Annotated in this window: 21 protein-coding genes, 1 tRNA gene and 1 pseudogene; 14 read left to right on the top strand and 9 right to left on the bottom strand. The window is 67.6% G+C overall.

Annotated elements, in window-relative coordinates; genetic code table 11:
* Positions 1 to 104 precede the first annotated feature (104 nt).
* From ACTWJ5_RS06540 to ACTWJ5_RS06555, 4 genes are all read right to left on the bottom strand, one after another.
* Positions 105 to 914 (bottom strand): gamma-glutamyl-gamma-aminobutyrate hydrolase family protein, encoded by an 810-nt coding sequence (locus ACTWJ5_RS06540; RefSeq protein ID WP_116422530.1) that lies wholly within the window; start codon positions 912 to 914, stop codon positions 105 to 107.
* A 402-nt stretch (positions 915 to 1,316) separates the two neighbouring features.
* The gene (locus ACTWJ5_RS06545; protein WP_009618077.1) at positions 1,317 to 2,534 is read right to left on the bottom strand and encodes a GGDEF domain-containing protein; all 1,218 of its coding nucleotides are present in this window, start codon (positions 2,532 to 2,534) and stop codon (positions 1,317 to 1,319) included.
* A gap of 313 nt (positions 2,535 to 2,847) precedes the next feature.
* Positions 2,848 to 3,948, bottom strand: a complete 1,101-nt coding sequence (locus tag ACTWJ5_RS06550) for a polyamine ABC transporter substrate-binding protein (RefSeq protein WP_074983041.1) — start codon at positions 3,946 to 3,948, stop codon at positions 2,848 to 2,850.
* Between the two features lie 215 nt (positions 3,949 to 4,163).
* Positions 4,164 to 4,727, bottom strand: a complete 564-nt coding sequence (locus ACTWJ5_RS06555) for a hypothetical protein (RefSeq protein WP_444437864.1) — start codon at positions 4,725 to 4,727, stop codon at positions 4,164 to 4,166.
* 162 nt (positions 4,728 to 4,889) lie between these two features.
* On the opposite strand from ACTWJ5_RS06555, the gene ACTWJ5_RS06560 reads away from it, so the two are divergent.
* Positions 4,890 to 4,963, top strand: a tRNA-Gly gene (locus ACTWJ5_RS06560).
* Between the two features lie 124 nt (positions 4,964 to 5,087).
* Here ACTWJ5_RS06560 and ACTWJ5_RS06565 read toward each other — a convergent pair.
* Positions 5,088 to 5,435, bottom strand: coding sequence for a type II toxin-antitoxin system RelE/ParE family toxin (locus ACTWJ5_RS06565; protein WP_253391583.1), 348 nt, complete (start codon positions 5,433 to 5,435; stop codon positions 5,088 to 5,090).
* A 9-nt stretch (positions 5,436 to 5,444) separates the two neighbouring features.
* Entirely contained in the window at positions 5,445 to 5,696 is a 252-nt protein-coding gene (locus ACTWJ5_RS06570) for a type II toxin-antitoxin system Phd/YefM family antitoxin (RefSeq protein ID WP_253391584.1), read from the bottom strand.
* A gap of 459 nt (positions 5,697 to 6,155) precedes the next feature.
* On the opposite strand from ACTWJ5_RS06570, the gene ACTWJ5_RS06575 reads away from it, so the two are divergent.
* From ACTWJ5_RS06575 to ACTWJ5_RS06590, 4 genes are all read left to right on the top strand, one after another.
* Positions 6,156 to 7,571: an amino acid permease gene (locus ACTWJ5_RS06575; protein WP_444437866.1), complete on the top strand. Its 1,416-nt coding sequence runs from the start codon at positions 6,156 to 6,158 to the stop codon at positions 7,569 to 7,571.
* A 125-nt stretch (positions 7,572 to 7,696) separates the two neighbouring features.
* Positions 7,697 to 8,233 (top strand): 2,4'-dihydroxyacetophenone dioxygenase family protein, encoded by a 537-nt coding sequence (locus tag ACTWJ5_RS06580; protein WP_061560836.1) that lies wholly within the window; start codon positions 7,697 to 7,699, stop codon positions 8,231 to 8,233.
* A gap of 56 nt (positions 8,234 to 8,289) precedes the next feature.
* A complete protein-coding gene (locus ACTWJ5_RS06585) occupies positions 8,290 to 9,195 on the top strand; it encodes a LysR family transcriptional regulator (protein ID WP_301499845.1) in 906 nt (301 codons plus the stop codon).
* A gap of 62 nt (positions 9,196 to 9,257) precedes the next feature.
* A complete protein-coding gene (locus tag ACTWJ5_RS06590) occupies positions 9,258 to 10,499 on the top strand; it encodes an aspartate aminotransferase family protein (protein WP_253408419.1) in 1,242 nt (413 codons plus the stop codon).
* Positions 10,500 to 11,054: 555 nt separating this feature from the next.
* Here ACTWJ5_RS06590 and tatA read toward each other — a convergent pair.
* On the bottom strand, positions 11,055 to 11,279 hold the full coding sequence (tatA, locus tag ACTWJ5_RS06595) for a twin-arginine translocase TatA/TatE family subunit (RefSeq protein WP_074983062.1): 225 nt from the start codon (positions 11,277 to 11,279) through the stop codon (positions 11,055 to 11,057).
* 331 nt (positions 11,280 to 11,610) lie between these two features.
* On the opposite strand from tatA, the gene ACTWJ5_RS06600 reads away from it, so the two are divergent.
* Positions 11,611 to 12,516: a SphA family protein gene (locus tag ACTWJ5_RS06600; RefSeq protein WP_444437869.1), complete on the top strand. Its 906-nt coding sequence runs from the start codon at positions 11,611 to 11,613 to the stop codon at positions 12,514 to 12,516.
* A gap of 646 nt (positions 12,517 to 13,162) precedes the next feature.
* Here the strand turns inward: ACTWJ5_RS06600 and ACTWJ5_RS06605 are convergent.
* The gene (locus ACTWJ5_RS06605) at positions 13,163 to 15,013 is read right to left on the bottom strand and encodes a sigma 54-interacting transcriptional regulator (protein WP_444437871.1); all 1,851 of its coding nucleotides are present in this window, start codon (positions 15,011 to 15,013) and stop codon (positions 13,163 to 13,165) included.
* Between the two features lie 529 nt (positions 15,014 to 15,542).
* On the opposite strand from ACTWJ5_RS06605, the gene ACTWJ5_RS06610 reads away from it, so the two are divergent.
* The 6 genes and pseudogenes from ACTWJ5_RS06610 (at position 15,543) to ACTWJ5_RS06635 (ending at position 21,723) form a co-directional block, all read left to right on the top strand.
* Complete coding sequence (locus ACTWJ5_RS06610) at positions 15,543 to 17,018, top strand: aldehyde dehydrogenase family protein (protein WP_261746836.1); 1,476 nt, start codon at positions 15,543 to 15,545, stop codon at positions 17,016 to 17,018.
* 44 nt (positions 17,019 to 17,062) lie between these two features.
* Positions 17,063 to 17,398, top strand: coding sequence for a c-type cytochrome (locus tag ACTWJ5_RS06615; RefSeq protein WP_009618272.1), 336 nt, complete (start codon positions 17,063 to 17,065; stop codon positions 17,396 to 17,398).
* A 10-nt stretch (positions 17,399 to 17,408) separates the two neighbouring features.
* Positions 17,409 to 18,095: a hypothetical protein gene (locus ACTWJ5_RS06620; RefSeq protein WP_261746834.1), complete on the top strand. Its 687-nt coding sequence runs from the start codon at positions 17,409 to 17,411 to the stop codon at positions 18,093 to 18,095.
* Positions 18,096 to 18,108: 13 nt separating this feature from the next.
* On the top strand, positions 18,109 to 19,677 hold the full coding sequence (locus ACTWJ5_RS06625; protein ID WP_301499841.1) for an FAD-binding oxidoreductase: 1,569 nt from the start codon (positions 18,109 to 18,111) through the stop codon (positions 19,675 to 19,677).
* Between the two features lie 117 nt (positions 19,678 to 19,794).
* Positions 19,795 to 20,817 (top strand): annotated as a pseudogene (locus ACTWJ5_RS06630) (methyl-accepting chemotaxis protein); the annotation flags it as partial.
* Positions 20,818 to 21,018: 201 nt separating this feature from the next.
* A complete protein-coding gene (locus ACTWJ5_RS06635; protein ID WP_436278529.1) occupies positions 21,019 to 21,723 on the top strand; it encodes a methyl-accepting chemotaxis protein in 705 nt (234 codons plus the stop codon).
* Between the two features lie 32 nt (positions 21,724 to 21,755).
* On the opposite strand, the gene ACTWJ5_RS06640 is transcribed toward ACTWJ5_RS06635, so the two are convergent.
* A complete protein-coding gene (locus tag ACTWJ5_RS06640; RefSeq protein ID WP_074983072.1) occupies positions 21,756 to 23,030 on the bottom strand; it encodes an HD-GYP domain-containing protein in 1,275 nt (424 codons plus the stop codon).
* Positions 23,031 to 23,316: 286 nt separating this feature from the next.
* Here ACTWJ5_RS06640 and ACTWJ5_RS06645 point away from each other — a divergent pair, with 286 nt between their 5' ends.
* Both ACTWJ5_RS06645 and ACTWJ5_RS06650 read left to right on the top strand, forming a co-directional pair.
* Positions 23,317 to 24,108, top strand: coding sequence for a response regulator transcription factor (locus ACTWJ5_RS06645; RefSeq protein WP_074983074.1), 792 nt, complete (start codon positions 23,317 to 23,319; stop codon positions 24,106 to 24,108).
* Positions 24,098 to 26,773 (top strand): ATP-binding protein, encoded by a 2,676-nt coding sequence (locus ACTWJ5_RS06650; protein WP_444437876.1) that lies wholly within the window; start codon positions 24,098 to 24,100, stop codon positions 26,771 to 26,773. The genes ACTWJ5_RS06645 and ACTWJ5_RS06650 overlap by 11 nt, the downstream gene beginning before the upstream one ends.
* Positions 26,774 to 26,817: the final 44 nt, after the last annotated feature.

Below are 26,817 nucleotides of genomic sequence, written 5' to 3' on the forward strand. Positions count from 1 at the left end.
CCGCGATTGGCCAGCCTCTGCAGTGGCCCGAACGCCGCACAAACGAAAAAGCCGCTCCCCCATGAGGAGGAGCGGCTTTTTCATCAGCGCCTTTCGGCGCCCGCTCAGGCAGCGTTGCCGTAGCGGGCCTGCTTCTTCTTGACCTGCTGGCGGCACGCGTCGCCGAAGGCCTGGAAGATCTTCACCGAGTCGGGGTTCTTCAGCGCCTGCCATTCCGGGTGCCACTGCACCGCGAAGAGGAAGGGCGACAGGCTCGGCGCGTGGACCGCCTCGACCAGGCCGTCTTCGGCGTGGGCGATGGGCTCCAGGCCCTTGCCGAGGTTCTTCAGGCCCTGGCCGTGCAGCGAGTTGACCTGGATCGAGTCGGTCTGCAGCAGCTTGTGCAGCCAGGTGTTCTGCGCCACGCGCACGCTGTGCGCCGGGGCGTACTGCACCTCGACCGGGTCTTCGGGGTTTTCCCGGTGGTCGTTGAAGCCGGGCTCGGCGTAGACCTTCTGGTAAATGTCGCCGCCCAGCGCCACGTTGATTTCCTGCATGCCGCGGCAGATGCCGAAGATCGGCAGGCCACGGGCGATGGCGGCCTTGATCAGGGGCAGGTCGAAGAGGTCGCGCTGCTTGTCCTGGGCCTTGCCGGGGGTTTCGTTTTCCTGGCCGTAGAGGGCCGGGTCGATGTTGCTGCCGGCGCCGGTGAGGTAGACGCCGTCGGCCATGTCGAGGTACTGCTCGAGATCGTCGATGCCGCAGCAGGTCGGCACCAGGACCGGCACGCAACCGGCGATGTCGGTGATCGGGGTGATGTACTTGTGGGTCATCACCTGATAGTCGTGGCCCTTGCGTTCCTGGGCGCCCATGGACATCAGGACGACGGGCTTGCGGAGTTTCTGATTGTTATTGCCAATGTTGCTGTTGGACATATGTCACCTTGGGACAGGCTCGGCCTGTCGTTTATGTGCAGGCGCGGCCGGGAGGGCGCTACCTGGGGCTCCGAGCACTGCCGTAGCGGGGCTGGAAGCGCCCGCAAACGGTCGAAGCCTGCCCACCAGCCTGCCAGAGCCGTAAAATATGTCAAACAATTTCGCTTTCGATCGTTAAAAATAATGGCCGAAATTCACGGCGATTTCATTTTCAAGCCGCTGTATTTAAAGGATTTTTTATTTAATTCGATAAATATCGGTCCATTATTTTTTACGGATCCGGCCTTTTCGTGAAAATTATACTGAACATTTTCACGGGAATCGCCGGGCACGCGCCGGCCGCGCTCTTGAGCGAGCGCCGCGTCTGAAGCTTTCCTGCGGGGGCGCTGGCGCCCCGGCCCGTCAGCCGGGCAGTTCGACCTTGCCGGGCGGCAGCGGCGCCTTGGCCGGGTCGCCGCTGAAGGCTTCCACCCGGTTGCGCCCGCCGTGCTTGGCGGCGTACAGGGCCACGTCGGCGTTGCCCACCAGGGCTTCCTGGCTGGCCACCGGGCCCTGGGCGGTGGAGGCCACGCCGATGCTCACCGTCAGGTGGCCGCGGGCAGCCCAGGCGTGGGGCAGCTGCAGGGCCTCGACGGCGGCGCGGATGCGTTCGCCGATGGCGCAGGCGCTGGCCAGGTCGGCGCCGGGCATGACCACGGTGAACTCCTCGCCGCCGAAGCGCGCGACGAAGTCGCAGTGCTCGCGCACGTTGTCGCGGATGGCCTCGGCCACGCGGCGGATGCCGACGTCGCCGGCGAGGTGGCCGTAGCCGTCGTTGTAGAGCTTGAAGTGGTCGATATCCAGCATCAGCACGCTCAGCGGCTCGGCGTGCCGTGCGCAGCGGTGCCATTCGCGCTTGAGCGTCTCGTCCAGGTGGCGCTTGTTGGCGATGCGGGTGAGGTCGTCGGTGCGGCTGAGCACCGCCAGCTCCTGGTTGGCCAGCGCGTACTTGTGCGCCAGCACCTGGTGTTCCCAGGCCAGCTTGAGCGCCTCGTTGAAGCGGATCTGCAGGCGCCGGCCCATCTCCGCGATGAACGGGCAGACCACCCAGGCGGAGACCGCCAGGAAGGTCGCCTGGGGTTCGGGGTCGCGGAAATAGGCGATGCCCAGGAAGAAGAACATGGGCACGTGGAACGCCAGGTGCGCCGGCCAGTAGGACACGTTGCTCATGGCCACCATCACCGAGGCCAGGGCGATGCAGCCGTAGATCACGTCCTCGTAGGGCGTGCCGTAGCTCATCAGCCAGATGGCGCCGATGCCCCAGGCCAGCCCCACGGCGCCGCACTGCAGCATGGTCAGGCGCGCCCAGGTCTGCGGCGCCAGGCGCTGCGGGTTGCGCCGCCAGGCGTACACCAGGCCCAGGCGCACGCTCATCAGCAGCACCAGCACGGCGAGCCACAGGCAGCGCCCGAGCAGGGGCGCGCTGGCATGGTAGACGCCGAACACCATGGTGCCGGAGAACACGTTGCCCACCGCGGTGGACGGGCTGGTGGAGAACAGCGTGGCGACGCGCTCGGCCAGGTAGTCCTCGGCGGGGCGCTCGGGCAGCGGTGGCGGGTTGGTGTCGGGGTAGGCGGTCATGCCTGGGCTCCTGGGTTCGCCCCGGGACGGTGCGGCGGGGGCGGGCGCAGGCACGCGCCGGCCCGGCGCGCTGGCGCCTCGGTCCATGGCGGTGCGGTTGCCCGGCCCGACCGATGGCTTCCGTTGCGCGGGAAAATGCAGTGATGTCTCAGTGCCATCATGCCTGGAGTACGATGGGAATTCGAGCCCGCGGACGACGGAAGGCAGCGCCGCCGGGCGGGAAGCGGAAAGCGAGACGCCCCCTCTCGCTGGGCGAAAAGGGGGCGTTTTTCTTGCCGTGGCACCATCCTGGTGCGTTATCTCCCGGGGCGGCTTACTTGCCGGTCTTGATGGTGGTCCAGCTGCGGGTCATCAGGCGCTGGGTGTTGGCCGGCAGGTCCGGGAAGGCGTACAGCTTCTTCATCACCTCTTCCTTCGGATAGATGCCCGGGTCGTTGCGGATTTCCTCGTTCACCAGCGCGGTGGCGGCAGCGTTGCCGTTGGGGAAGGAGGTGACGTTGCTGATCTCGGCGATCACCTGCGGCTCGAGCAGGAAGTTGAGCCACTGCAGCGCGCCTTCGGGGTTCTCGGCGTCCTTCGGAATGGCCACGGTGTCGAAGAAGGCGCCGGCGCCTTCCTTCGGAATGTTGTAGAGCACGTGGACGTTGTTCTTCGCTTCCGCGGCGCGGGCCTTGGCCTGGTAGACGTCGCCCGAGTAGCCGACGGCGACGCAGATGTTGCCGTTGGCCAGGTCCGAGATGTACTTGGAGGAGTGGAAGTAGGTGATGTACGGACGGATCTTCTGGTACAGCGCGGTGGCCGCCTTGATCTCCTTCGGATCATTGCTGTCGGGCTTGTAGCCCAGATAGTGCAGGGCCGCCGGCAGCATCTCGGTGGGCGAGTCGAGGAAGCTCACGCCGCACTGCTTGAGCTTCTGGATGTTCTCGGGCTTGAACACCAGGTCCCAGGAATCCACCGGGGCGTTGTCGCCGAGCACGGCCTTGACCTTGTCCGGGTTGTAGCCCAGGCCGATGGTGCCCCACATGTAGGGGATGGCGAACTTGTTGCCCGGGTCGCTGATCTCGAGGGTCTTCATCAGGTCCGGGTTGAGGTTCTTCCAGTTCGGCAGCTTGGACTTGTCCAGCGGCATGTAGACGCCGGCCTTGATCTGCTTGGCGAGGAAGTTGTTCGACGGCACCACCACGTCATAGCCGGACTTGCCGGCCAGCAGCTTGGCTTCCAGCACTTCGTTGCTGTCGTAGACGTCGTAGACGACCTTGATGCCGGTGGCCTTGGTGAACTTGTCGACCGTGTCAGGGGCGATGTAGTCGGACCAGTTGTAAACGTGCAGCACTTTGTTGTCCGCCTGCGCCATACCAGCCACAGCGCCCGCCAGAGTCACGGCGAGCAGGGTCTTGCCGAAGGTCTTGAACATGCAGGTTGCTCCGATTTTCTTCTATCCGTGCGTAAGTTGGGTCTTCCGCACGGATCGACAGCAAGAACCATTCCCGATAATGGCCCCCGGCCATTTACCGGCGGCCGGCCCCCGGTGGCTCTAGCCTGGCGCTAAGGGGCGGGAGGAGGGCAGGCGGGCGCGGCGACGGAATCCCGGCGCGGGCTGTTACAAGGCGTACCGTCGTACCAGGTGGCTCAATCGAGCCGGTAACGCGCGAGGTCCTGCGCGGAAAGCACGCGCATGCGCCCTGGCTCGATGGCTGCCATGTCGTCCAGCAGGGCGACGGGTACGTCCATCTCGCGCAGGTAGGCGGCCGGGCTGTAGCGGCTGGCGCCGTCGGCCAGCCAGGAATCGCCGCCGGGGAAGTAGGGACGGTGCAGGCCGACATAGCCGCGCACCCGGCGCGCATGCCCGGCGGCCAGCAGGTAGACGCAGGTGCCCTGGCACACGCTGTTGCGCGGCACCCAGGTGTCGAACCCGGCCTCGCGCAGCAGCCGGCCCATCTTGATGGCCTCGCCCAGGCTGCCGCCGATGGAGTCGAGCAGGGCGATCCTGCGGGCGAACTTGCCGGGGTTGTGCTTCAGCCCCTGCAGCAGGCGCTCGTAGTCCCCCGGCGCGATGTCCTCGGTGATGCGCACCGCCAGGGTGAGCCCCAGCGACTTGTTCTGCACCGGCGCAACCTCGACCCGCGCGAGAGCCGCCGTCGAACACAGCACCGAAAGGCCAAGCACGGCCGCGCGCACCAGGGTATTGCCCATGAACCTGCCTCGCCTTGAACCCAGCGGGAAATCGATGGGAGCGGAAGATACCGCCGATGCTGGCATTTGGCATCCCCCGGCACAGCCGAATCGGCGAATGCGCCGAAGTGCAGCACCAAGGCTTCACTCCGCCCGCGCCTTCTGGTAAAAAGGCACCCCCAAGCGGGCGTCGTATAATGGCATTACCTGAGCTTCCCAAGCTCATGACGAGGGTTCGATTCCCTTCGCCCGCTCCAGAACAAACCCAGCCAAGCCCCTGAAATGCCTAGCGTTTCGGGGGTTTTGCTTTTTTGGGGGCGGGAAGGTGTCGAAAAAGTGTCGAGGCACACTTACTCATACGCACTTGGGCGCAGAGGGCCATCACCCGATAGGCCCCACCAAGCAGTAGCGAATCAATTGCTGTTCCACACTCTGCTTCTGGCGTAAGACCAAGATGACCGCGACCTCGCCTTGCTCTTCGTGTAGTTCGTAAAAGACGCGATAAGGGCCGGTATTGAGTTCGCGATAGTTCAACACCCCCAAAAGGCTTGCCTGCTGGCTGATTGGGTAACCTTGGGGTGTAAGAGAAATCTTCTCTTCAATCTCATCCAAAAGGCTCAGCACTGACTGGAGTGCAGCCTGCGAACCTTGGAATTGAACCAAGTGGTGTACTTGGTCTTCGATGCTTTGTTCTGCGGTATCGGTGAGACGGATGACGAGCTTGGACATCGAACCTCCTTATTCTGGTTGATCGAACCTCCTGGAAAGACGAGCTTTCAGATCATCTACAGAGCGATGTTTGCCTTCTGCGTATTGACGAGAGCCAATCGCAAGCAGCTTCACCAACGCAATTGCTTCGTCACGTTGCTTTCGTTCTGCATATGACTCAACCACGTAGGCAGGAACACCGTTCTGTGTGACAACCATTGGCTCGGATAAATCCAGGTCAGCCGCATGGCGTTTCAAATAACTAATTGTCTCGACTCGCATGAGTCGGTACCTCCATTGCTGTGGGAACACTCAAGGCCTGGAACTCAGGTTCTACGGTGTTCGAACTCCACCAAGCTCCATATCCAGGCAACCGATGGGATTCACACGTCGACAGTTGAATCTGCCGATCGGTTTCGTATCGTAGCCTGAATTCGGACCGAATTTGAACCGTCTGCGGACGCTTTTTTCTTTGCCTCTGCCAACACTGCGACGTTCAGCCTATGAGCGGGTTGAATCGAGCATCACTGCCAAAATGGCGATTGCTTCAATGAGCAGCGCGGCTCCGACTGCACTGAATCCTTCGGCTATCCCTCATCCCTAGCTGTGAACTGAGTTCACAGCCCCTATGCCACCAACAGGGATTATCACCCCGCCCCCGGCTCCCTACCCTGCGCAGACCAGGGCCCGTGAGGCCCTGGACAATCACAAGAACAATTCCTGCGTGCCGAGGTGCTGTCGATGAACGCGACGCCTGAGAACCCACCCAAGAACCGCCTGGGCCACGGCCTGAAGAGTCGCCAGGTGACCATGATTTCCATCGGCGGCGTGATCGGCGCCGGGCTTTTCGTTGGTTCCTCCAATGCCATCGCCACTGCCGGGCCGGCGGTGTTGCTGGCTTATCTGCTGGCTGCGGTCATCGTCGTGCTGGTGATGCAGATGCTCGGCGAGATGGCCACCGCGCGGCCGGACACCGGCTCCTTCTCGTCCTATGCCGACCAGGCCATGGGGCGCTGGGCCGGGTTTTCCATCGGCTGGCTGTACTGGTGGTTCTACGTGCTGGTGATCAGCATCGAGGCCATAGTCGCCGGCAACATCCTCGCGCCCTGGCTGAGCGTGGCGCCCTGGGTGGCGGCGCTGGGCATCACCCTGGCGCTGACGCTGTGCAACTGCCTGAGCGTCGGCAACTTCGGCGAGCTGGAGTACTGGCTGGCGTTGTTCAAGGTGGTTTCCATCGTCGGCTTCATCGTCCTCGGCGTGCTGGCGATCTTCGGCTTGCTGCCGGGTTCTTCCACTTCCGGCGTGCAGCATCTGTATGCCGACGGCGGCTTCATGCCCAAGGGGCCGGTGTCGGTGGTGGCGGCCATGCTCACCGCGATGTTCAGCTTCCAGGGCAGCGAGATCGTGACCATCGCCGCCGCCGAGACCAAGGAGCCGCGCGCCAACATCCGCAAGGCGATCCGCGCCGTGGTCTGGCGCCTGGGGCTGTTCTATCTCGGCTCGATGCTGGTGGTGGTGTGCCTGGTGCCGTGGAATGCGCCGGGGCTGGCGCAGGGTTCCTACCAGTCGGTGCTGGCGGCGATGAACATTCCCTACGCGTCGCAGATCATGAGCGTGGTGGTGCTGGTGGCGGTGAGCAGTTGCCTGAACTCGGCGATCTACACCGCCTCGCGTATGGCCTACTCGCTGGCCTGCCGCGGCGATGCGCCGCGCGCCTGGGGCCGCACCAACCGCCGCGGCGTGCCGCTGGGCGCGGTGCTGAGCACCGCCGGCGTGGCCCTGCTGGCGCTGGGCGCGAACTACCTGCTGCCCAAGGAGGTGTTTGACTTCCTGCTCGCCTCCAGCGGCGCCATCGCCCTGCTGATGTACCTGGTGATCGCCGTCACCCAGCTGTGCATGCGCCGCAAGCTGCGCGCCAGCGGCGAGCCCCTGGCGGTGGAGATGTGGGCCTTCCCCTGGCTGACCCTGGCGACCATCGCGCTGATCGTCGGCATCCTGGCGATCATGTCGGTGTTCCCCGGCCACCGCGGCGAGCTGCTCACCACCCTGGGCCTGAGCGCCGTGCTGGTGGGCATCGGCCTGTACCTGCAGAAGCGCCAGCCGCAGCTCTCCGCGCAGCGCGCGCAGGGCGGCTTCGGCGAACTGGCGGTGCTGTGACGCCACTTCACAACGCCTGTGCCGGCGGCCCGGTTTTTCCGCCGCCGGCGCCCACCTAACCTGCCCGTGGCGCGGCTCGCCGAGCCCGCCGTGGCCTTCCCCAACCGCCTGATAGAGAGTGATCGATGAGCATCGCGATGAAGCCGGACGAACTGGCGATTCCCTACCAACTGCCGCAGGTGCCGTTCATGGCGCCGGACATGGTCCTGCCCGGCGTGCTGGACCAGTGGCTGGAAGACGACCGGCTGTGGGTCCCGGTGACCGCCAGCGTCTCCTTCAAGCCGCTGCTGCTGAGCGTGAGCGGCGGCTACTACATCAACCTGCTGCGCGTGCGCCAGAGCGGCGTGCTGTCGCGCCATCGCCACACCGGCGGCGTGCACGCGCTGGTGCTCAAGGGCCGCTGGTGGTACCTGGAGCACGACTGGGTCGCCGAGCAGGGCTCCTTCGCCTTCGAGCCGCCGGGCGAGACCCACACCCTGTTCGTGCCCGAGGACGTCGAGGAAATGATCACCTGGTTCCACGTCCAGGGCGGCTACACCTACGTCGACCCGCAGGGCGTGGCGGTGGGCTACGAGGACGTCTTCACCAAGCTGGAGGCGGCGCGCCGGCACTATGCGTCCATCGGCCTGGGCGAGGACTACGTCGAGCGCTTCATCCGCTGAAGCGGGCCGGCACGGCGGGCGCTATGCTCGCCGCCACGGCGCATCGAGGACCGGACATGGACAACTATTCGCAACTGCTGGCCTTCATCTGGGCGGTCGAGCACGGCAATTTCTCCGCCGCGGCGCGCGCCCACGAGATGACGCCTTCGGCGGTCAGCAAGCTGATCAGCCGCCTGGAGGATCGCCTGCAGGTGCGCCTGTTCCAGCGCGGCACGCGGAGCCTGACGCTGACCGAGGAGGGCGCCGCCTACCTGCGCAGCGCCCGCGCCGTGGTGGAGGCGATGGCCGAGGCGGATTCGCTGGCCGAAGCGCTGCCTACGCGGGTCAGCGGCACCCTGCGCATCCACACCATGACCACCTTCGCCAAGCACCAGATAGCGCCCTGGCTGCCGGAGTTCCTCGACCGCTACCCGGCGCTGCAGGTGGAGATCCAGGTCGGCGCGCAGTACGTCGACCAGTTCGAGCAGGGCCTGGACCTGGCCATCCACAGCGGCGTGCTGCCGGACTCCAGCCGGGTGACCCGGCGCCTGGGCGAGACGCAGTGGATCACCTGCGCCGCCCCGGCCTACCTGGCGCGCTGCGGCACGCCCCGCCACCCGCAGGAGTTGCTGCGCCACCGCTGCTTCCAGTTCAGCTTCGACAGCCCGTGGAACCGCTGGAGCTTCCGCGCAGGCCCGGAGCGCCTGAGCGTGCCGGTGACGCCCGCGGCGACCTTCGCCCAGGGCGACCTGCTGCGCGACATGGCCCTGGCCGGCGCCGGCATCGTGCGCCTGGCCGACTTCCACATCGGCGCCGACATCCGCGCCGGCCGCCTGGTGCAGGTGCTGGAGGAATACCCCAGCGACCTGCGCGAGCCGGTGTACCTGATCTATGCCAACCGCAGGCACCTGAGCCCGAGGATCAAGGTCTTCCGCGACTTCCTCGAGCAGCGCCTGCGGGAGGCTCCCTGGAGCCTGTCCTAGGGCAGGCCGTTACGACCCATTCACGAGGCGCCCGCACGGCGGGCGCGATGCAGGAGTAGACCATGGCCCATCTGGTGGGTGACGTATCCAGCGCCGCGCGCATTCTTCCCGACCTGGACGGCGAGAAGCTGTTCATCCAGCGGGGCAGGGGGGCCTATCTCTGGGACGCCCAGGGGCGGCGCTACATCGATACCGCGCTGGGCTTCGGCGCGGTGCTGCTCGGCCATTCCGAGCCGGCGGTGATCGAGGCGGTGGGCGCCGCTCTGCAGGACGCCGCCGCGCCGTCCTGGGCCCACGTGCGCGAGCATGCCGCCGCCGACTGCCTGGCGCGCCACGGCGGCGCGCTCGACAAGGTGATCTTCACCAACTCCGGCAGCGAGGCGGTGCACCTGGCCTGCCGCGCGGCGCGCGCCTACACCGGCCGGCCGCGCATCGCCAAGATGGCCGCCGGCTTCGACGGCTGGTTCGACGAGGTGACCCTGGGCAACGTCGGTTCCGCCGAAGCCACCTTCGCCCCTGGCGAGCGCCCGGCGAGCGAGCGCATGACGCTGCTGCGCTACAACGATTTCGACGACGTCGAGCGGCTGTTCGCCGAGCACAGCGACATCGCCGCCGTGCTGCTCGAACCCATGCTGGCCAACGCCGGCTGCATCATGGCCGCGCCCGGCTACCTGGCGCACGTGCAGCGCGTGGCCCATGCCCACGGCGCGCTGGTGATCAGCGACGAGGTGCTGATGGGCTTCCGCCGTCACGCCGGGCTGAGCAGCCTGTACGAGGGGCTGGACCCGGACCTGGCCAGCGTCGGCAAGGCCATCGGCAATGGCGTGCCGGTCTCGGCGGTGCTGGGCAAGGCGCACATCCTGGCCGGCTTCGAGGAAGGCCGGGTGCTGCGCGGCGGCACCTTCAGCGGCAACCCCATGGCCTGCGCGGCGGTGCAGGCAACGCTGGCGCAGCTCGAAGACGCCGACTACGCCGCGCTGATGGCGCGTGGCGAGGCGCTTCGCAGCTGGATCGAGCGGCTGTTCCGCGAACATGGCATGCCCCTGTCCACCAGCGGCTACGGCAACGTCTTCGGCCTCTGGCCGGCAGAGCGGGCGCCGCGGGATTTCGACGAAGCCGCGCGCATCGCCAACCCTGGCTTCAGCAAGGCGCTGCATCTGGAACTGCGCCGCGGGGGTGTGCTGTTGATGCCGTCGCCCTATGGCCGGCTGTACCTGTCCTTCGCCCATACCGATGCGGTGGTCGAGGAGATGAAGGCGGCGTTCGAGCAGGCGGTGGGGCGCTTGGCCGAGGTGCTCTTGTAGGAGCGAGCTTGCTCGCGAACAAGCGCGGTGCCATGCGGTTCGCGAGCAAGCTCGCTCCTACGAGAAGCCGTGCCTGCCTGAGCCGTAGGAGCGGAGCTTCTCCGCGATAGCCGGAACCACCGGCGCGATTCGCGGATGAGATCCGCTCCTACGCTGCCCCGCCTACGCCATTCCCCTGTAGGAGCGCGCCCTGCGCGCGAAATCGCGGGCAGGGCCCGTGCGGGAATGCGTGGTGTTTTTCCCGTAGGAGCGGAGCTTCTCCGCGATAGCCGGATGTATCGGCGCGCTTCGCGGATGAGATCCGCTCCTACGCTGCCCCACCTGCGCCATTCCCTGTAGGAGCGCGCTCTGCGCGCGAAATCGCGGGCAGGGGCCGTGCGGGAATGCGTGGTGTTTTTCCCGTAGGAGCGGAGCTTCTCCGCGATAGCCGGATGTATCGGCGCGCTTCGCGGATGAGATCCGCTCCTACGCTGCTCCACCTGCGCCATTCCCTTGTAGGAGCGCGCCCTGCGCGCGATTTCGCGGGCAGGGCCCGCTCCTACAGGTTGTGGGCTTTCAGGCTTGCTGGCGGGCGCTTTCCTGCAGTCGCCGGGGCTCGGCGGCGGCTTCTTCGCCGGCCAGCTTCTGCGCCGCCGGCTCGTCTTCGGCGTTGACCGAGCGGCGGAAGCCCTTGATGGCTTCGCCGAGGTCGCTGCCCAGGTGTTTCACCCGCTTGCTGCCGAATACCAGCAGCGCCACCAGCAGCAGGACCAGCCAGTGTTTCCAGTCGAATATGCCCATCACCATGTCTCCAGATCGCGGTTCGGTTGTTGTTATTGGCGCCTGCATTTTTGGTGGGTGGGTTCTGCTGCAGAAGGCACTATCCAACAGATAACCTGGACTTTTCGTGGATCGTGCGGGTGGCCGATCTACGGCGGGAGGGCAGGGCTGGAGACTTTTCCGCGAGGAGTGGAATTTTCTTAAGAGTATTCGCTTGGCTTGTCCGCTGAATATTTATAACTAATTGATTTTCAAGTATTTAACTCGTGGCATGGTAATTGATTGGGGGTCGCCGGCGCGGCACGCAAGTGGCCGCGCGCCAATCCGATAACAACAAAAGGCCGGCACTCCCATGTTCGATCAATCCGTTCGCCTTCGCGTATCCCGCCTCGCCTGCGCCATGTTCCTGGCCGGCGCCGCCACCTCGGCCCTCGCCACGGAGGGCGGCACCTCCTCCTGGCCCATGGGCATCGAGATCTACGGGATGGGCATCCTTCCACCGCCTGGCACCTACGCCCAGCTGTTCGCGGGCAACTACCTGGCCGATACGTTGCGCGACAACGGCGGCCACAAGGCCGCCGACATCGACCTGCGGGTCTCTACCCTGGTGCCGCGTTTCGTCTGGGTGACGGAGCAGAAGGTACTGGGCGGCGACCTCGGCTTCCATGCCCTGCTGCCGCTCACCGACATGCGCCTGAACATCAAGAATGGCCCCCACGACCACAAGCGCGGCATCGGCGACGCCCACCTGGGGCCGGTGATCGGTTTCCACCCGAGCGAGAAGTTCCACGTGGCCACCGGCGTCGACTTCGTGCTGCCCACCGGCAGCTACGACAAGGACGACATCATCAACCTGGGCACCCACTACTACACCGTGCAGGCGGTGCTGGCGATGACCTACGTGGACCCGGCGGGGCCCAACGCCGACATCCGCCTGATGCACGACTACAACTTCGAGAACCGAGCCACCGACTACCAGTCCGGCCGTGAGCTGCACGCCGACTACACCCTTGGCTGGGGCATGGGCAACGGCTGGGTGCTCGGCGTCGGCGGCCACGCCTACCAGCAGATCAGCGACGACAAGCTCGATGGCCATACCGTCGAGGACTCCCGCGGGCGGACCTTCTCCATCGGCCCGGCGGTGCAGTATGCGAGCAAGGACGGCTGGTTCTTCAGCGCCAAGTGGCAGGACGATACGGGCGTGCGCAACCGGCCGGATGGGCAGACCTTCTGGTTCAAGTTCACCACGCCGCTCTAAGAGTCTGGGGTGCTCTCTCTTCGTAGGAGCGAGCTTGCTCGCGAACAGATTCCGCAGCGGGGCTCATTCGCGAGCAAGCTCGCTCCTACGAGAAGCCGTGCCTGCCTGAGCCGTAGGAGCGGAGCTTCTCCGCGATAGCCGGAACCACCGGCGCGATTCGCGGATGAGATCCGCTCCTACGCTGCCCCGCCTACGCCATTCCCCTGTAGGAGCGGACCTTGTCCGCGATAGCCGAAGGTTCCGGCGCGATTCGCGGATGAGATCCGCGGTAAACATGACGCCCCGTAGGATGGGTTGAGCTTGCGATACCCATGCGGTCGTGGTGATGGGTATCGCTTCGCTCAACACCATCCTACGAAAGGCCATGCTCGCCCATGCGGTAGGAGCGGAGCTTCTCCGCGATAGCCGGAACCACCGGCGCGATTCGCGGATGAGATCCGCTCCTACGCTGCCCCGCCTACGCCATTCCCCTGTAGGAGCGCGCCCTGCGCGCGAATCGCGGACAAGGTCCGCTCCTACGGTAAACATGACGCCCCGTAGGATGGGTTGAGCGAAGCGATACCCATCACCCTGGCCCGATGGGTATCGCAAGCTCAACCCATCCTACGAAAAGCGCCTCGGCACAGTTCGCAAGACAGTTGCGGCCTCAGCGCCCCTTCAACCGGTAGCTGACCTGAGCGCGGCTCATGCCGAGCATCTGCGCGGCGGCGGTGATGTTGCCGCCGGTGCGTTCCATCGCCACTTGCACCAGGCGTCTTTCCACGTCTTCCAGGGAGATGCCGAGGGTCGGGTTGCGGCCGGAGACGAAGGCGAGCAGGCTGGCCAGTTCGGGTTCTTCCACGGCCTTGCCGGGCGCTGCCTCGGGCGTCGCTGGCGCCGGCGCGGGCTGTTCGCTGCCGGTTTCGGCGAGGGGGCGGGACAGCCGGCCTTCCGCCGTCAGCCCTATGGGCGCGGCGATCGGCGCGGCGCCGCCTTCGGCCAGGTGGATGACGTCCATCACCTCGCCATCGGCGGCGGCGATGACGCCGCGTTCGATGAGGTTCTGCAGCTCGCGGATGTTGCCCGGGAAGCGGTAGGTCAGCAGCGCGTTGACCAGGCGCGTGCTGAAGCCGGCCAGTTGCCGGCCGTGGCGCAGGCTGAACTTGCGCAGGAAGTAGCTCATCAGCAGCGGGATGTCTTCCCGGCGCTCGCGCAGCGGCGGCAGGTGGATGGGGAAGACGTTCAGGCGGTAGAACAGGTCCTCGCGGAAGCGCCCGGCCTCCACCTCGCGGCGCAGGTCGAGGTTGGTGGCCGCGACCACCCGCACGTCCACGCGGATCGCCGTGGTGCCGCCGACCCGCTCCAGCTCGCCTTCCTGCAGCACGCGCAGGATCTTGCTCTGCGCGGCCAGGCTGAGGGTGGCGATCTCGTCGAGGAACAGGGTGCCGCCGTTGGCCCTTTCGAAGCGTCCGGGCCGCGAGCGTTCCGCGCCGGTGAAGGCCCCGCGCTCGACGCCGAACAACTCGGCCTCCACCAGGTTCTCCGGCAGCGTCGCGCAGTTCAGCGCCACCAGTGGCCCCTGGCTGCGCTTGCTGGCCTGGTGCAGGGTGCGGGCGAAGAGTTCCTTGCCCACGCCCGATTCCCCGGTCAGCAGCACCGTCGCCTGGGTCGGCGCCACGCGCTGCAGCAGCTGGCTGGCGGCCATGAAGGCGGCGGAGATGCCGACCATCGGCTGGTCCTCGGCGGGGCTGGGCAGCGTGGCGGCCGTGGTCGCCTGGCTGCTGCCGTAGGTGCTGCGGCCGAGGAAGTCGCTGGCGTCCAGGTGGGCCAGGTCGGCGTCGATGTCGTCCCATTCCTCCGCCGGCTTGCCGATGATGCGGCAGGCGTGGTGGCCCATGGCGCGGCACTCCACCTCGCGGAACACCACCAGGCGCCCGAGCAGTGACGAGGCGTAGCCGCTGGCGTACCCGATGCCCATCCAGCACGAGGGCTCGCTGCCCAGGCCGTAGGTGGCGATGTGTTCGTCGGCCTCCAGCGAGTTGTGCCAGAAGAACTCGGAGTAGAAGTGGCCGATGCTGGTGTCGATCTCGAAGTTGATCGGCTCGACGTTGACCATCCCTTCGAGCATGTGCAGGCGCGGCCCGGCGCTGTACAGGCTGGCGTGGTCGCCCTCGGGCCACTGCTCGCTGACCTGCGCCGCGTCGCGCGCGCCGGCCTGCCAGCCGATGCGGGTGAGCAGGCCGCGGGCCTTGTCCAGCCCCTGGGCCTCGATCAGTTCGCGGCGGATGGCGCCGAAGGCGGAGCCCTGCAGCAGCATCATGCGCTGGCCGCACAGCCAGATGCTGCCGTCCTGGGGAGAAAAGGCCACGGTCTCGGCCAGTTGCTCGGCAGAAGGCAGGCCCCGTGGATCGAATTGGCAGGCGCGGTCGACGATCAGGCGTTTCTGCCGGCTGAGCATGTGCCGGAAGAACTCTTCGTCCACCGCGCGCCCGTGTTTGCCCGGATTTGTAATAGTCATAAGGCAGTTCAAGAAGACGCAGGCTGGTCTGGGGAGTATGCCGGCCCGGCCACGGCGGTCAATCGGATTCCAGTCCGAGGGGGAGGGGCGGCGAGCGCAAAACGTACGATAACCGCACGGAATCCCGCTTTTGGCCGCGTCCGTCGAGCTTTCTCCAGCGCCGCGATTTTCTCTGCACAAAATTCCGCGGCCGCCGCGCCGCCAGCGCGAAAGGCGCCGCAGAAATCCTCAGATCAAATAACAACTATTTGTTTTTAAAGGAAATTTTTAAAGATAGCGCAGCTGGCACGATAGTTGTTAATGCCGAAACACTTGCAACTGAAAAATCCATAACAAGAAACCGGTGATTTCGACATGAACATCCTCCGCGCTTTCCACCATGCCCGTGCACTAGCCCATCCCGCCCTTGCCCGGCGCCGCCCGGCCCGCCCCGGCGACTGACCTTCGCCCAGCCCGTTTCCCTGTTTCCGTGGCCTTCGCCCAGGCCGGCGGCGGCCGTCCCTCGTCCAGACAAGAGGCACCAGCAACGATGAGCACCAGACCCCAGCCCTACCAGAACCTCGACCTGCAGCCGATCGCCGGCGCCTGGCGCGCCGGCGGCAGCGGCCGGCACATGGAGGTCCTCGACCCCTACACCGGGCAGAGCCTGCTGCGCCTGGCCCTGGCTGACCGCGCCGACCTTGACGCCGCCTATGCCAAGGCCGCCGAGGCCCAGGTGGCGTGGGCCGCCAGCGCGCCCGCCGAACGCGCCCGGGTGATGCTCGAAGCGGTGCGCATCCTCGATGCGCGCCGCGAGGAGATCATCGACTGGCTGGTCCGCGAATCCGGCAGCACCCTGCTCAAGGCGCAGATCGAATGGGGCGCGGCGCGCGCCATCACCCTGGAGGCGGCCAGCCTGCCGAACCGCGTGCACGGGCGCATCGTCGCCTCCAACGTGCCGGGCAAGGAAAGCCGCGTGTACCGCGTGCCGCTCGGGGTGGTCGGGGTGATCAGCCCGTGGAACTTCCCGCTGCACCTCACCCAGCGTTCGCTGGCCCCGGCCCTGGCCCTGGGCAACGCCGTGGTGGTCAAGCCGGCCAGCGACACCCCGGTGTCCGGCGGCCTGCTGCTGGCGCGCGTGTTCGAGGAGGCCGGGCTGCCGGCCGGCGTGCTCAGCGTGGTGGTCGGCGCCGGCAGCGAGATCGGCGACGCCTTCGTCGAGCACCCGGTGCCGGCCTTCATCTCCTTCACCGGCTCGACCCAGGTCGGGCGCAACATCGGCCGCATCGCCAGCGGCGGCGCGCACCTCAAGCACGTGGCCCTGGAGCTGGGCGGCAACAGCCCCTTCGTGGTCCTGGCCGACGCCGACATCGAGCAGGCGGTGAACGCCGCGGTGGTGGGCAAGTTCCTCCACCAGGGGCAGATCTGCATGGCGATCAACCGCATCATCGTCGAGCAGCCGGCGCTGGAGGCCTTCACCCGGTGCTTCGTCGAGCGCGTCCAGGCGCTGCCCTATGGCGACCCGCGCAAGCCGGAAACCGTGGTCGGCCCGGTGATCAACGACCGCCAGCTGCAGGGCCTGCGCGAGAAGGTCGCCAAGGCCCTCGACGAGGGCGCGCGCCTGCTGGTCGGCGGCGAGCCCCAGGGCAACGTCATGCCGCCCCACGTGTTTGGCGACGTGCACGCCGGCATGGAGATCGCCCGCGAGGAAATCTTCGGCCCGCTGGTGGGCATCCAGGCCGCGCGCGACGCCGAGCATGCGCTGGAGCTGGCCAACGGCAGCGAATACGGCCTGTCCAGCGCGGTGTTCACGTCGAGCCTGGAGCGCGGCGTGCAGTTCGCCCAGCGCATCCACGCGGGCATGACCCACGTCAACGACATGCCGGTCAACGACGAACCCAACGCGCCCTTCGGCGGCGAGAAGAACTCCGGCCTGGGCCGCTTCAACGGCGACTGGGCGATCGAGGAATTCACCACCGACCACTGGATCACCCTGCAGCACTCGCCGCGGCCCTATCCCTTCTGAGCGGCCGCCGGTCCCACCAATCCAATAACAAGATGGAGTACGAAATGTCCTTATCCTTCGACAGCCCGGCTGTGAAACGGACCTTCGCTGCTTGCCTTTGCGTGCCCTTGCTCGTGCTGGCCGGTAGCGCCTTCGCCGACGGCGACGGCGTGTGGAAAGGCGGCGCCAACGTCTACGAGAAAGTCTGCGGCCGCTGCCATGAGACCGGCATCGGGCCGGAGCTGAAGGGGCGCCAGCTGCCGTCGCCCTACATAGTCGCGGTGGCGCGCAACGGCCTGCGGGCGATGCCGGCCTGGCCGGCTTCCTTCATCGACGACAAGGCGCTGCAACAGGTCGCCGACTACATCTCGCAGGCGCCCGCGCCGGCGGCCAAGCCCTGAGGAGCGCGCCATGAATCTCGAACGTCGTTCCCTGCTCAAGGGCATGGCCCTGGGCGGGCTGGCGGGCATCGCCATGGGCGGCTCCGGCCTGGCCCTGGCGCGTGGCGTCGCCGGTGGCGCCGTGGCACAGCCGACACTGGTGCTCATCAGCCCGGCCGTGGCCGGCTCGGCCTTCCTCCAGGGCCTCGCCGCCAACCCGGCCGCGGCCCGGGCCGAGCTGCTGCGCAGCGATGCCAGCCTGGCTTTCATCCGCGAGCTGCAACAGCGCCTGGAGGCCGGACGGCCGCAGCGCATCGTCGGCCTGCTGGACGACGCCAGCGCCGCGCTGGTGGTCGACCTGGCGCGCAGCGCCGGCGCCCGCGTGCAGTGGCTTGGTGAGCACAGCGCCGATGCGCGCGCCTCGCGGCACCGGCTGATCACCGCGGATGCCGCCCACGGCCACGCCCTGCAACTGGGCCTGCAGCTGGACGCCTGCGGCGCCGGCTTCGACCTGCGCGAGCAGTGCCCGCTGGGCAGTCGCCAGCCCCTGCGCCTGGGCGCCGCCGGCCGCAACGCCGGCAACGCCGAGCAATGGGCCGCCACCCTCGGCTACGGCCTGGCCTCGCTCGGCGCGCAGCCGCCGGCGCCCGCGCCGCTGGTGGCCGGCCGCCCGAGCCCGCTGGCCGGGCATTTCGTTTCGTTCTCGATCCAGGCTTGAAGGAGCACCTCCCATGACTGACGCAACCAACAAGGCCGTGCTCCCGCGCGGAGTCGACGCGAACCACTTCCAGCAGGCGCTGGCCAAGTTCCGCAAGCTGCTGGGCGAGGAGAACGTCCTGGCCAAGGACGACCAGTTGATCCCCTACGGCAAGATCATGATGCCGGTGGACAACGCCGAGCACGCGCCTTCCGCCGCCGTCACCGCCACCAGCGTCGAGCAGGTGCAGGGCGTGGTGAAGATCTGCAACGAGTTCAAGATCCCGCTGTGGACCATCTCCACCGGCCGCAACTTCGGCTACGGCTCGGCGGCCCCGGCGCAACGCGGCCAGGTCATCCTCGACCTGAAGAAGATGAACAAGATCATCCACATCGACCCGGAGCTGTGCACCGCCCTGGTCGAGCCCGGCGTCACCTACGGCCAGCTCTACGACTACCTGCAGGAAAATAACCTGCCGCTGATGCTGTCGTTCTCCGCGCCCTCGGCCATCGCCGGCCCGGTGGGCAACACCATGGACCGCGGCGTGGGCTACACCCCCTACGGCGAGCACTTCCTCATGCAGTGCGGCATGGAAGTGGTGCTGGCCAACGGCGACGTCTACCGCACCGGCATGGGCGGGGTGCCCGGCGACAAGGCCTGGCAGGTGTTCAAGTGGGGCTACGGCCCGACCCTGGACGGCATGTTCACCCAGGCCAACTACGGCATCTGCACCAAGATGGGCTTCTGGCTGATGCCCAAGCCGCCGGTGTTCAAGCCCTTCAGCATCGTCTACGACGACGAGGCGGATATCGCCGACATCGTCGAGATGATCCGCCCGCTGCGCATCGCCCAGATCATCCCCAACGCGGTGGTGATCGCCAACGCGCTGTGGGAGGCCGCCGGCATCAGCGTGCGCCGCTCGGACTACATCAAGGAGAAGGGCGCGACGCCCGACTCGGTGATCCAGCAGGTCGTCAAGGACAAGGGCCTGGGCCAGTGGAACGTCTACGCGGCGCTGTACGGCACCCCCGAGCAGGTGGAGGTGAACTGGAAGATCGTCACCGAGACCGTGAAGAAGTCCGGCAAGGGCCGCATCGTCACCCAGGAGCAGGCCGGCGACACCCAGCCGTTCAAGTACCGCGCCGAGCTGATGAGCGGCGTGCCCAACCTGCAGGAATTCGGCCTGTACAACTGGCGCGGCGGCGGTGGCTCGATGTGGTTCGCCCCGGTCAGCCAGGCCCGCGGCAGCGAGTGCGACAAGCAGAAGGTGCTGGCCAAGCGCATCCTCAACAAGCACGGCCTGGACTACACCGGCGAGTTCATCGTCGGCTGGCGCGACATGCACCACGTGATCGACGTGCTCTACGACCGCACCGACCCCGAGGAGACCCAGCGCGCCCACGACTGCTTCGCCGAGCTGCTGGATGAGTTCGCCAAGGAGGGTTACGCCGTGTACCGCGTGAACACCGCCTTCCAGGACCGCGTGGCGCAGATCTACGGCCCGGTCAAGCGCCGGGTGGAGCACGCCATCAAGCGCGCCCTGGACCCGAACAACATCCTCTCGCCGGGCAAGTCCGGCATCGACCTCGCCAACAACTTCTAGCAACCGCAACAGGCCCCGCCGGCAATCGCCGGCGGGGCCGTTTCGCACAGCTGAATCCACTGGCCCGTTCCGCGCACGCCGGGTGCCGGGGGCCCCGGAACGGGAGCGACTCGCGCCATGCGCAACTGGTTTGACAACCTCGGCGTCACCTACAAGCTGGGGCTGGGCTTCGGCCTGGTCCTGTGCCTCACCGCGCTGCTCGCGGTGGGCGACTGGATCAGCCGCGAGAGCCTGCTGCAGCGCAGCCGGGCCCAGGAGGTCTACGGCGCGCTCAACGAATCGCTGGCGGAACTGCGCCTGTCGTTGCAGGACTATTTGCTGGACGGCGCCAAGGCGGCCAGCGAGCAGCGCCTGGGCGCGGCGCTGGATGACTTCGAGCGCCAGCAGGCGGCGATGCGCGCGCGCAAGCTGTTCGCCCGCGCGGACCTGCTCGCCCTGGAGCAGCAACAGGGCGAACTGGTCGGCGACTACCGCCAGGCCCTTGGCAAGCTGCAGGCCGCCAACCATGCGGCCAGCGCCGTTCGCGACGAGATGGCCGAGCGCGCCGAGCGGGCCTTCAAGGCGCTCAGCGCCCTGCAAGCGCTGGCGGCGGGCCTGGACGAACACGACGAACGCCGCTTCGCCTACTACCAGGCCGGCACGCAGCTGATGCAGGACCTGCTGCTGGTCCGCTACCGCGCGGCGGGCTACGTGGCCCATCCCGGGCCGGAGTCCGAGCGGCTGCTGAACGAACAGATGCGCCTGGCCATGGAGAACTTCCCGCGCCAGGCCAAGGTCTTCGGCGCACAGCCCCCCGCCGAGCTACTGGCGGTGGCGGCGGACCAGCAGAGCTACGCCAAGTGCATCGAGGCCTACCGGGCCGCCACCGCCACGGTGGAACAGGCCCGCCAGGTGCTGGTCAAGGTCGCCGAGCAGACCCGCGAAATCACCCAGGCGCTGACCCGCCAGCAGATCGAACTGCGCGACGAGGTGGCGGCCTTCAGCCGCCTGGCCCAGGCCAGCGTGGCCCTGCTGGCGATACTGGCCAGCGCCCTGGCCGCCTGGTTCATCACCCGCCGCATCACCCGGCCGCTGCACGAGACCATGCAGGTGGTCGAGCGCATCGCCTCGGGCGACCTGTCGCAGAACATCCAGGTCCGCCGTCGCGACGAGCTGGGCAGCCTGCAGCAGAGCATGCAGCGCATGAGCTGGAACCTGCGCGACCTGATCGGCGGCATCCGCGATGGCGTGACGCAGATCGCCAGCGCGGCCGAGCAGCTCTCGGCGGTCACCGAGCAGACCAGCGCCGGCGCCAATAGCCAGAAGGTCGAGACCGACCAGGTGGCCACCGCCATGCACGAGATGTCCGCCACCGTGCAGGAAGTGGCGCGCAACGCCGAGCAGGCCTCCCAGGCCGCGTCCGCCGCCGACCGCGAGGCCCACGACGGCGACCGCGTGGTGAACCAGGCGGTGGAGCGCATCGAGCGCCTGGCCCGGGAAGTGGAACGCTCGGCCGACGCCATGCAGCGCCTGGAGCAGGAGAGCGAGAAGATCGGCAAGGTCATGGACGTGATCAAGTCGGTGGCCGAACAGACCAACCTGCTGGCGCTCAACGCCGCCATCGAGGCGGCCCGCGCCGGGGAAGCCGGCCGCGGCTTCGCCGTGGTGGCCGACGAGGTGCGCGGCCTGGCCCTGCGCACCCGGCAGTCCACCGAGGAGATCGAAGCCCTGGTCGCCGGCCTGCAGAACGGCACCCGCCAGGTCTCCAACGCCATGCTCGGCAGCCGCGAGCTGACCGCCAGCAGCGTGGCCCTCAGCCGCCAGGCCGGCGAGTCGCTGGGCAGCATCACCCGCACGGTGTCCAGCATCCAGGCGATGAACCAGCAGATCGCCACCGCCGCCGAGGAACAGAGCGCCGTGGCCGAGGAGATCAGCCGCAGCGTGGTCAGCGTGCGCGACGTGTCCGAGCAGACCGCCGCGGCCAGCGAGCAGGTCGCCGCTTCCAGCGTGGAGCTGGCGCGGCTGGGCGGCGAGCTGCAGGCGCTGGTCGGCCGTTTCCACGTCTGAGCCCCGAACGCCGCCGGGGCCTGGGCACGCCCTCAGTCGTGCCCGTCGTCGTGGCCCCGGCTCGGCACCATCCCGGGCGGCACCAGGCCCTCGGGCAGCCACAGCCGCTCCAGGTTCCTGAAGCCCCAGCGCAGCGGGTCCTCGCGCTGGACGATGCGGTCGTAGATGCGCACGTCGGCCAGGTCGCGCAGTTCCTTGGCGATGGCCTGGCGCCGGTGGGAACAGAAGAACACCTGCACCTGCGGGCGCGTCAGGTTCTCCGGGTTCTGCTGGACCACCACCCCGAGGTGCCCGGACTCCAGGCGTACCAGGCTGCCGATGGGGTAGATGCCGATGGTCTTGACGAAGGCCTGGAACAACTGCGGGTCGAAATGCCCCTCCCAGCTGGCCATGCGCGCCAGGGAGCCGGCGGCTTCCCAGGCGCACTTGTACGGGCGGTCCGAGGTGATGGCGTCGTAGACGTCGCAGATCGCCGCCATGCGCGCCAGCAGGCTGATCTGGTTGCCGGCCAGGCGGTGCGGGTAGCCGGTGCCGTCGTAGCGTTCGTGGTGGTGCAGGCAGACGTCCAGCACCTGGGGCGACAGCCGGGTGTGCTGGCGCAGCATCTCGTGGCCGCGTTCGGGGTGGGTGCGCATGATGGCGAGCTCGGCCTCGTCGAGCTTGCCGGGCTTGTTGAGGATCGCCGGCGGCATGGCCATCTTGCCGATGTCGTGGAGCATCCCGGCCAGGCCGGCCTCGCGCTGGGCCTCGACGTCCAGGCCGAGCTGGCGGGCCAGGGCGACCATCAGCGCGCACACCGTCACCGAGTGCATGTAGGTGTATTCGTCCTTGTTCTTCAGCCGCGCCAGGCTGATCAGCGCCGAGGCGTCGCGGGCCAGCGAGGCGCAGATGTCCTCCACCAGCGGCAGGCACAGGTCCAGGTCGATCGCCCGGCCCATGCGCGCCTCGCGGAACAGTTCCATCAGCGTCAGCTTGGAGCGTTCGAGGATGCGCGCGGCTTCGAAGAACTCGTTCGGATAGATGGCCGGCGGCGCCTCGCCGACAAGCGCCACGACCGGCTCGGCGATGCCTGTGGCGGGCGCCGCGCCGGGGCCCTGCGCCGCCGGCGCGACGGCGTCGGTGACGCCCAGGCCGCGGGCGTCGTCGATCCACAGCCATTGCACGCCGCTGTTCTGCAGGGCGCGCAGGTCGCCGGGGTTCTCCAGCATGAAGCGGGTCTTCCAGAAGGGGTGGGACAGCCAGCTGCCCTCCAGCGACTGGATGAACATGCCCAGGCGAACCTGGTCGGTGCGAATCCGCTTAAGCATGGGGCAGGCTCCGTGGCGGCGGCGCCGGGCTGCGGCAGCCCTCCGGGGAACGCCGGCCGGGGCGGGCGGGCGAGACAGTCACGCACTCTGCTGGCATGGGGTACCTACGGGCCAAGGGGCCTCTCCTTCGTTCGGTGCCATTATCTCGGCGCCAGGAAGTAGCGCTTCTGCTGGAGTGCTGTGGCCCTTTGCCAGCAGGCAAAATATTTTCGTCGTATACGGAAAATTCCCTCTGTAATGGCAAAGTAACGGTCGGGCGGGGACTGACGTGTAGGAACTCATCGGAATGCCGAGCTTTATTCCCGATGCGCTGGAGGGGCAGCGCATCCTGGTCGTCGATGATCTGGAGAGCGAGCGTCGCCTGCTCGCCGAATACCTGCAGCAGCAGGGCTGCCGCATCTACCTGGCGAGCAACGGCCAGGACGCCTTCAAGAAAGTCCAGATGATCAACCCGGACCTGGTGCTGATGGACGTGCTGATGCCCGTGTGGGACGGCCTGACCTGCTGCCGGATGATGCAGGCGAACACCCATACGCGGGACATCCCGGTGGTGTTCCTGAGCGGGGCGAACACCCCCGAGGAGCGCGTCCAGGGGCTGCTGGTGGGCGCCGTCGACTACATCACCAAGCCCTTCAACCTCGAGGAAATCCGCCTGCGCCTGGCCATCCACCTGCGCCGCTGGGGCACCGACCGGCAGGCCTCGCCCATGCCGCCCAGCCACGCCGGCAACCTTGACAGCATCCTCTTCCAGTCGGCCCGCCAGGTACTGCTGCGCACCCTGTCGCACACCCCGGAACTGCAGGAGCTGGCCGAGGCCGTGGGCACCAACAGCAAGCGCCTGAACGAGGCCTTCCGCCAGTGCGTGGGCGTGACGGTCTTCGAGTACCTGCGCGAGGAGCGCATGAAGGAGGCCTGCGTGCTGCTCAGCGGCACCGGCCTGCCGATCCAGGCCATCGCATTGGAGGTGGGCTTCACCAGCGGGGCCAACTTCTCCACCGCCTTCCGCGAGCGCTATGGCCTCTCGCCCAGCCAGTTCCGCCAGTCGCGCCTGGACCTGGAGCCCGGCGATGCGCCCTGACCCGCGCGCCGCCTTCACGGCCCTGCTGGGGAGCCTGGCGCTGCTGCTGGTCATGGGCGTGTCGCTGTTCCTCAACCGCGGCGACCTGCAGGCGCCCTACATCGACCTGACCCGCAGCGCCCAGGTGTTCGAGGAGGCCCCCGGCCAGGCGCTGACGCCCGAGCAAGCCTGGCGCCAGGCCGACTGGCGGCCGGCCGATGCCAGCAGCCTGGCGGCGCCGCGGCGGGAGTCGACGCTCTGGCTGCGCCTGCGGCTGGAAAACCCCGACGCCCTCGCCTGGGAGCGCTGGCTGGAAGTGGCGCCCTGGCGCGTCGGCGAGGTCGATCTGTACCGCCTGGACGCGGCCGGCGGGCGCGTCGACGGGCACTGGCACATCGGCCTGTCGGTGCCCCTGGCCGAGCGTTCGCTGCACAGCCGGCGCAACCTGCTGCCGGTGGCGCTGGCCCCCGGGGAGAGCCGCGAGCTGCTGCTGCGGGTGCGCAGCGAGAGCCGCCCGGGCCTGGCCCTGAACCTGTGGGACATGGGCGCCGTGCTGGCCCAGGACAACGTCGAGCAACTGACCCATTCGATGCTGTTCGGCTGCGTGCTCACCCTGACCGTGCTGCTGTTGCTGCGCCTGGACTGGAGCTTCGCCATGCTCGCCGTGTGGCTGGGCGCGGCCTACGCCCTGGAGGCGGAAAAGGAGGGCTACCTGGCCTTCCACCTGTTCAGCGGGCAGTTCATCCACGGCCCGGGCATGCGCATCGCCTTCTGGCTGGTTTCCCTGGTCGGCTTCCTGGTCGCCGCCCGGCGCCTGCTCGGCCTGGCCGGGCAGGGCGCATGGCGGCGCCTGTACCTGGCCGGCGTGTTCGCCTGCCTGGCGCTGGCCGTCGCCCTGCCGCTGCTGCCGAACAACCTGGCGCGCACGCTGAACCTGTCGCTGAGCTTCTGCCTCCTGGCCTGCTGGCCGCTGTCGCTGTTCTCGCTGCGGCTGCGCGGCGACTTCTGCCGGCAGGTGCTGGCGGGGCTGTTCCTGCTGAGCTGGGCGGAAAGTTCCTGGTTCATCCTTCGCTACCTGCTCAACCTGGGCTACAGCGGGCAGTTCAGCGTGGACGTGGTGATGCTCAGGCTGAGCATCATCATCGGCATCATCGGCCTGTTCACCCTGCAGCAGCAGATGCGCAAGCAACGCCTGGAAACCGAGAGCCTGCAGAGCGAACGCCGGCAGAAGGCGCAGCTGGAAGAGGCGGTATCCCGGCGCACCGCAGAGCTGCAGGCCGCGTTGGTGAAGGCCAAGGACGCCAACCAGGCGAAGATCGACTTCCTCGGGCGCGTCAGCCACGACCTGCGCTCGCCGCTGACCTCCATCATCGGCTACGCCCAGCTGCTGCAGGAGGAGGGCGGGCGCAGCACCCGCAAGGCCGGTGTCATCCTGCGCAGCGCCGGCCACATGCTGACCCTGATCAACGACCTGATCGACCACGCCCGCGGCGTTTCCAGCGACCGCCTGGACATCCAGCCGGTGTACATCCACGGCCTGCTCGACGCGGTGGCGATGGATGCGCACATCCTCGCCCAGCGCAACCGCAACGCCTTCCGCCTGACGCTGTGCGGCGACATTCCCACGGTGCTGCAACTGGATGCCAAGCGCCTGCGCCAGGTGCTGACCAACCTGCTGGACAACGCCGCCAAGTTCACCCGCGACGGGCGCATCGCCCTGCAGGTGCAGGCCGCCGGGCAGCCGCTCAAGGCGGGCCTGGCGCAGCTGCGCTTTTGCGTCAGCGACACCGGCTGCGGCATTCCCGAGCAGGACCTGCCCAAGCTCTTCACCCCGTTCTTCCGCTGCGACGCCACCGGCGTGGAAGGCGCCGGGCTCGGCCTGGCCATCGTCGAGCACTGGGTCCAGCTCATGGGCGGGCGGGTGACGGTGCAGAGCGCGCCCGGCGAAGGCACCCGGGTTTCCTTCGAGCTGACCCTGGCCGTCGGCACCGAGCAGGACATGGCCCAGCCGCAGCTGTTCGACCTGCCGATGAAGAGCCTGCCGGTGCGAGGCGAGGGGCAGCTGGTGTGGGTCGTCGAGGACAACGCCGACATCCGCGACATGCTGGTGGACCTGCTCGAGGCCAGCCGCTTCCGCGTCGAGGCGGCCGTCGACGGGCAGGACTGCCTGGAGCGCCTGATGGGCCCGGGCGGGCAGCGGCCGGACCTGGTCCTGACCGACTACCTGATGCCGCGCTGCAACGGCGGCGAACTCCTGCTGGCGCTGCGCGAGCGCTGGCCGGGGCTGCCAGTGGTGCTGATGTCCGCCACCCAGCAGACCATGCAGTCCCTCGGCCAGGCGGGCGGCCTGCCGTTCGACGCCAGCCTGGTGAAGCCCATCAGCCTGGCCGACCTGGGCGTGACCCTGGCCCAGTTGCTGCGCCTGCGCGGCGGCCTGGCCGGCGTGACCGAAAAGCCTGACCGCCGTCAGCAAGCGCTGGCCGAACAGTTGGAATCCTTGAGCCGAGGGCAGCGGCAACAACTTCAGGCGCTCGTGGAATCGGGCGCCATCACCGACCTCATCGAATGGAGTCGAACACTCGCCGATGCCTCTGGGGAGTTGGCGGTGTACTTGCGAGAACTGGCAGAAACAGGGGACCTGGACTCCATGGAAGAAATGATGGGGTTACTGGGAAGCAACCCGTGAAGTCCCGCGTTTTATTTTTGGAAAGGAAAGGCCCTGGCGGCTTG

Source organism: Pseudomonas sp. A6 (assembly GCF_052367875.1).
Taxonomy (GTDB): domain Bacteria; phylum Pseudomonadota; class Gammaproteobacteria; order Pseudomonadales; family Pseudomonadaceae; genus Pseudomonas; species Pseudomonas citronellolis.

Coding starts and splice junctions, on each gene's coding strand:
- ACTWJ5_RS06540 (WP_116422530.1), bottom strand. CDS start 914: ATGTCCAACAGCAACATTGGCAATAACAATCAGAAACTCCGCAAGCCC.
- ACTWJ5_RS06545 (WP_009618077.1), bottom strand. CDS start 2,534: ATGACCGCCTACCCCGACACCAACCCGCCACCGCTGCCCGAGCGCCCC.
- ACTWJ5_RS06550 (WP_074983041.1), bottom strand. CDS start 3,948: ATGTTCAAGACCTTCGGCAAGACCCTGCTCGCCGTGACTCTGGCGGGC.
- ACTWJ5_RS06555 (WP_444437864.1), bottom strand. CDS start 4,727: ATGGGCAATACCCTGGTGCGCGCGGCCGTGCTTGGCCTTTCGGTGCTG.
- ACTWJ5_RS06565 (WP_253391583.1), bottom strand. CDS start 5,435: ATGTCCAAGCTCGTCATCCGTCTCACCGATACCGCAGAACAAAGCATC.
- ACTWJ5_RS06570 (WP_253391584.1), bottom strand. CDS start 5,696: ATGCGAGTCGAGACAATTAGTTATTTGAAACGCCATGCGGCTGACCTG.
- ACTWJ5_RS06575 (WP_444437866.1), top strand. CDS start 6,156: ATGAACGCGACGCCTGAGAACCCACCCAAGAACCGCCTGGGCCACGGC.
- ACTWJ5_RS06580 (WP_061560836.1), top strand. CDS start 7,697: ATGAGCATCGCGATGAAGCCGGACGAACTGGCGATTCCCTACCAACTG.
- ACTWJ5_RS06585 (WP_301499845.1), top strand. CDS start 8,290: ATGGACAACTATTCGCAACTGCTGGCCTTCATCTGGGCGGTCGAGCAC.
- ACTWJ5_RS06590 (WP_253408419.1), top strand. CDS start 9,258: ATGGCCCATCTGGTGGGTGACGTATCCAGCGCCGCGCGCATTCTTCCC.
- tatA (WP_074983062.1), bottom strand. CDS start 11,279: ATGGGCATATTCGACTGGAAACACTGGCTGGTCCTGCTGCTGGTGGCG.
- ACTWJ5_RS06600 (WP_444437869.1), top strand. CDS start 11,611: ATGTTCGATCAATCCGTTCGCCTTCGCGTATCCCGCCTCGCCTGCGCC.
- ACTWJ5_RS06605 (WP_444437871.1), bottom strand. CDS start 15,013: ATGACTATTACAAATCCGGGCAAACACGGGCGCGCGGTGGACGAAGAG.
- ACTWJ5_RS06610 (WP_261746836.1), top strand. CDS start 15,543: ATGAGCACCAGACCCCAGCCCTACCAGAACCTCGACCTGCAGCCGATC.
- ACTWJ5_RS06615 (WP_009618272.1), top strand. CDS start 17,063: ATGTCCTTATCCTTCGACAGCCCGGCTGTGAAACGGACCTTCGCTGCT.
- ACTWJ5_RS06620 (WP_261746834.1), top strand. CDS start 17,409: ATGAATCTCGAACGTCGTTCCCTGCTCAAGGGCATGGCCCTGGGCGGG.
- ACTWJ5_RS06625 (WP_301499841.1), top strand. CDS start 18,109: ATGACTGACGCAACCAACAAGGCCGTGCTCCCGCGCGGAGTCGACGCG.
- ACTWJ5_RS06635 (WP_436278529.1), top strand. CDS start 21,019: ATGTCCGCCACCGTGCAGGAAGTGGCGCGCAACGCCGAGCAGGCCTCC.
- ACTWJ5_RS06640 (WP_074983072.1), bottom strand. CDS start 23,030: ATGCTTAAGCGGATTCGCACCGACCAGGTTCGCCTGGGCATGTTCATC.
- ACTWJ5_RS06645 (WP_074983074.1), top strand. CDS start 23,317: ATGCCGAGCTTTATTCCCGATGCGCTGGAGGGGCAGCGCATCCTGGTC.
- ACTWJ5_RS06650 (WP_444437876.1), top strand. CDS start 24,098: ATGCGCCCTGACCCGCGCGCCGCCTTCACGGCCCTGCTGGGGAGCCTG.